Raw genomic sequence first — 4,539 nt, 5'->3', positions numbered from 1 at the left:
CCTGGGAAATCGTACTCAGACAGCAGTTCACGAACTTCCATCTCTACCAGTTCCAACAGCTCTTCATCGTCTACCATGTCACACTTGTTCATGAATACGATGATGAAAGGTACACCTACCTGACGAGACAGCAGGATGTGCTCACGAGTCTGTGGCATTGGGCCGTCAGTAGAAGCTACTACCAGGATTGCGCCGTCCATCTGGGCAGCACCGGTGATCATGTTTTTAACATAGTCAGCGTGACCTGGGCAGTCTACGTGGGCGTAGTGACGAGTTGGAGTGTCATACTCGATGTGAGAGGTATTGATGGTAATACCGCGCTCACGCTCTTCTGGAGCGTTATCGATCGCTGCGAAGTCACGCGCCTCACCACCGTAAGTCTTAGACAGTACAGTTGAGATAGCAGCAGTCAGAGTGGTTTTACCATGGTCCACGTGGCCAATGGTACCCACGTTAACGTGGGGTTTACTACGTTCAAATTTAGCTTTAGACATGGTATTGCCTCAATCTAAGATTTTCTGGTGGTGAAACCATATATAGTGAAAAAGTCCGATGCAAATGAATGACATCGAACAGATTATAAAAGGCAGAGGTAAAATTTAAGATAGGCTGGTGCTGATAGGCAGATTCGAACTGCCGACCTCATCCTTACCAAGGATGCGCTCTACCACCTGAGCCATATCAGCATGCAAATTTGGAGCGGGCAGCGGGAATCGAACCCGCGTTATCAGCTTGGAAGGCTGGAGTAATACCATTATACGATGCCCGCGCAACCTACTTAAGGCTACCTACTTACCTTGAAAATGGTGGAGGGAGAAGGATTCGAACCTTCGAAGGCGGAGCCGTCAGATTTACAGTCTGATCCCTTTGGCCACTCGGGAACCCCTCCGATAAAATTGGTGCCGGCACCAAGAGTCGAACTCGGGACCTACTGATTACAAGTCAGTTGCTCTACCAACTGAGCTATGCCGGCACTTCATTTCGGTAGCGGATATTAGGTAAATGTTGGGGCGAGTGCAATAGGAAATTGGCTTTTTTTCGAAAAAAAGCCCTGAATGGTGCTTTTTTACTCTGACACTACGTAGGTATTCAACTCCTTCTTAACCCTCTGTACACGGGATAAACAATTCGGCTTGGCATAGGGATTTTTTATTGTTCATGAATAATTCATGGTGTACTGTGCCTTGCCTGAGCAGAGGAAATCAGATGACAACAGCCAACTCAATTCAACAGGCATTATATATGCCGTTTCACCGCCAGCAATGGGCCGAACTTCGCGAGTCGGTGCCTTTGACCTTGAGCGAAACCGAATTGAAAAAGCTGCGGGGGATTAATGAAAAGGTTTCCCTCACTGAAGTTACCGACATCTATTTGCCCCTCAGTCGTCTGCTTAACTTGATCGTTGGCGCCAAGCAGCAAAGAGGTTTGGTGTTAAATGAGTTTTTGGGGCAAACCCCGGCCAAGAGTCCTTACATTATCAGTATTGCCGGCAGTGTCGCCGTTGGGAAAAGTACCACAGCCCGTATCCTGCAGGCACTTTTGAGCCATTGGCCCGAACACCCTAAGGTCGATCTGATTACTACGGATGGTTTTCTCTACCCGCTGGCCGAGCTGAAACAAAAAGGGTTGTTGCAGCGTAAAGGCTTTCCGGAAAGCTATGACATGAAGCTATTGGTGGAGTTTATCGCTGCCATCAAGTCAGGCGCCGAGTTGGTCGAGGCTCCGCTATATTCCCACATCAGTTACGACCGGCTCCCCGAAGTGCAGCAGGTCAGACAGCCGGACATTTTGATCCTTGAAGGCTTGAATGTACTGCAGACAGAGCTGGATTCTCCCGTGAGTATCAAGCGTCCATTTGTTTCTGATTTCGTGGACTTCTCTATCTATGTAGATGCGGACGAATCACTGCTGAAACATTGGTATATAGATAGGTTCCTGCAGTTCCGGCATACGGCTTTTGCCAATGAGCGCTCCTACTTCCACCACTATGCCAAGCTGAGCGATGCTGAAGCCGAATATATAGCCGCCAATATCTGGGACACCATCAATGGCCCGAACCTGAATCTGAATATTGAGCCCACCCGCGAGCGGGCACATCTTATTCTGAAAAAGGGTCAGGACCACCTGATGGATAAAGTGCTGCTGCGAAAATAATCAAGCGCCGCGTAAGCTGATTTCCCCGCCGACAAAATGCTGTGTGCCTGTATCTGTCTGCAGAATAACGCCACCTTGCTCATCCACTCCCAGGTAGTGGCCGCTAATTTGCTGTTCACCCAGCAGCAATTTGACCTGTTGACCGGCAAAGATATCGGCACTCTGCCACCTGGTGCTGAATGCAGCCAATCCCTGAGTCTCAAACAGCTTAATATCTTTCAATAACTGTTGGTGGAGATTGATAGCCAACTCAGTCTTGTCCGGCATAGATTCAAGTCCACTGAGATCGCTCCAGGGTTGATCCAGTTGTTCACCCAGTTCAGCTGGCATAGCCATGTTCAAGCCTATCCCGATCACCAGATCGCATTCGCTGTCGGCAGTCCCGGTCATTTCAATCAGTACACCAGCAAGTTTACGGCCATCGAGATAGATATCGTTGGGCCACTTCACTCCCAAACCGGCAATACCGAAAGACTCCAACACACTAACCAGTGAACAGGCAACCACCAGACTCAAGCCCATCGCCTGAGAAAGACCTTGAGAGAACTGCCAGTACATAGAAAAGTAGAGGTGACTGCCGTAGGGCGACAACCACTGGCGTCCTCTACGCCCTCGTCCGGCCGATTGGTACTCGGCAATACAGAGATCGCCATTACTCAATTCATCGACATGGTTGAGCAGGAATGTATTGGTACCACCGAGTTCATCAAAGTAGAAACAACGGTTATCTATAGCGGAAAGCAAATGCGGCTTATCGATAAGATGCAGGCTTCTCGCCAACTTATAGCCTTTGCCTTTCACGCTGAAGATATCGATCCCAAAGGCAGTCAAGGCACTGATATGTTTGCTGACAGCCGTACGGCTGATACCCAGTTGTTCGGCCAGTATCTCGCCGGAGACAAACTCACCCTGCTGCAACAGCTGTAATATTTCCCGCTTGCGCTTCCACTGTTCGGTCATCGTCAGAGACTCCTCTCTCCTGTTGCCGCAAAAATTCGCGGTTCGGGTTGCAATTCGACACCGAAGCGCGCTTGCACTTGCCTGATAATTTCCCGCGCCAAATTAGCCACATCCTTACCCCTGGCACCACCTTTATTCACCAGTACCAGGGCTTGCTTATCATGAACTGCAGCCGCTCCCATCTGGAAACCTTTCAAACCTGCCTTATCGATAAGCCAGCCTGCGGCCAACTTAACAGTACCATCCTGCTGAGCATAACCCACCAAATCAGGAAAGCGTTCGGCCAACTTAAGATAGTCGGCAGCAGCAACCACAGGATTCTTGAAAAAGCTGCCGGCATTGCCAAGCACTACAGGATCCGGCAGTTTTTCCTGACGAACCTGACATACCCGCTCAAAAATCATGGTCGCGGTCACCTCTGTCTCTTCAGCAAGCGACTGCAACGGCCCATAACTCAGTTTGGGCTGCCAGGCTTTAGGCAATTTCAAGCCGACAGAGGTGATCACAGCCTTACCCTTGAGCTCATTTTTGAAAATTGACTCACGATAGCCAAAATCACAATCAGCGGCCTCGAGACGAGTTAGCGCGCCGGTCTGCAGGTCTAGATACTCGACCCAGTCACACAACTGACACAGCTCAATTCCATAGGCGCCTATGTTTTGAATAGGCGCTGCACCAACTGTCCCCGGGATCAGAGCCATATTCTCAAGCCCCGGCATCCCCAGCTTAAGCGTTTCGCAAACCAAATCGTGCCAGTTTTCACCGGCGGCAACCTTTAGATAAAAATGCTCTTGATCCTCACAGACATCGATTCCCTTGGTACCGATTTGAATCACTGTCCCTTGATAATCTTCAAGCAGCAATAGATTACTGCCACCACCGAGGATCAGCATAGGGGTCTCATCGCCCTTATGCTGCATGCAAGCCTGGACAAGCTCCGTGGTAGAACTCACTCTGATGAGTTCCCGACAGCAACAGTCGATTCCAAAAGTGTTCAAAGATTTAAGGGAGTGGACTAGAGTTGGCATCTAAAGCTTTCACTGCAAATAAAAGCAGCATTGTAACGGGATTAGCCGGCTATTTCAGCCGCAAAACCCCCATAAGCGAATAACGGTCAGTTAAAGGTGTGTATGGGCTTATATGTATCCAGCGGCAAGCTACTCGGCGGCTACCGAATCAAAGCTGGATTAAGGCAAATCTCACAGGCCCTAAACGCAAAAAAGCCACCTTATTCAGGTGGCTTCTCTACTTAATTGGGCGTCTGGCGATGGCCAGCTTCGAGCAAGCTCTCCGCGTTCGTCTGGCGCATCAAACTGAGTTTGATAAACGCGACAACCTCACCCTACTCCACATGGGATTGTGCCTCACTACGTTCGGACTCTTTATCTTCCCCATGTGAGAGTGGACATTTCAAAATGCAATTAA

General features: G+C 49.5%; 4 protein-coding genes and 4 tRNA genes. 1 reads left to right on the top strand and 7 read right to left on the bottom strand.

From position 1 onward, the window contains the following. The 5 genes from ON072_RS20820 to ON072_RS20800 form a co-directional block, all read right to left on the bottom strand. On the bottom strand, window positions 1-494 hold a 494-nt coding region (locus tag ON072_RS20820; RefSeq protein WP_274626175.1), incomplete at its 3' end, for a GTP-binding protein. 116 nt (window positions 495-610) lie between these two features. Next, window positions 611-686 (bottom strand) — tRNA-Thr (locus tag ON072_RS20815). 9 nt (window positions 687-695) lie between these two features. Beyond that, window positions 696-769, bottom strand: a tRNA-Gly gene (locus ON072_RS20810). A gap of 35 nt (window positions 770-804) precedes the next feature. Then, window positions 805-889, bottom strand: a tRNA-Tyr gene (locus ON072_RS20805). 8 nt (window positions 890-897) lie between these two features. Beyond that, window positions 898-973 (bottom strand) — tRNA-Thr (locus ON072_RS20800). Between the two features lie 233 nt (window positions 974-1,206). On the opposite strand from ON072_RS20800, the gene coaA reads away from it, so the two are divergent. Next, on the top strand, window positions 1,207-2,154 hold the full coding sequence (coaA, locus tag ON072_RS20795) for a type I pantothenate kinase (RefSeq protein WP_096142847.1): 948 nt from the start codon (window positions 1,207-1,209) through the stop codon (window positions 2,152-2,154). Here the strand turns inward: coaA and birA are convergent, their stop codons facing one another. Both birA and murB read right to left on the bottom strand, forming a co-directional pair. Beyond that, window positions 2,155-3,114 (bottom strand): bifunctional biotin--[acetyl-CoA-carboxylase] ligase/biotin operon repressor BirA, encoded by a 960-nt coding sequence (gene birA / locus ON072_RS20790; RefSeq protein WP_096142848.1) that lies wholly within the window; start codon window positions 3,112-3,114, stop codon window positions 2,155-2,157. A gap of 2 nt (window positions 3,115-3,116) precedes the next feature. Beyond that, complete coding sequence (gene murB, locus ON072_RS20785; RefSeq protein WP_096142849.1) at window positions 3,117-4,142, bottom strand: UDP-N-acetylmuramate dehydrogenase; 1,026 nt, start codon at window positions 4,140-4,142, stop codon at window positions 3,117-3,119. Window positions 4,143-4,539 lie beyond the last annotated feature (397 nt).

This window comes from Shewanella sp. K8 (genome assembly GCF_028823715.1).
Lineage (GTDB): Bacteria > Pseudomonadota > Gammaproteobacteria > Enterobacterales > Shewanellaceae > Shewanella > Shewanella algae.
The sequence above is the reverse complement of the archived record's forward strand: the minus strand, read 5'-3'. Positions and strand labels throughout refer to the sequence as shown.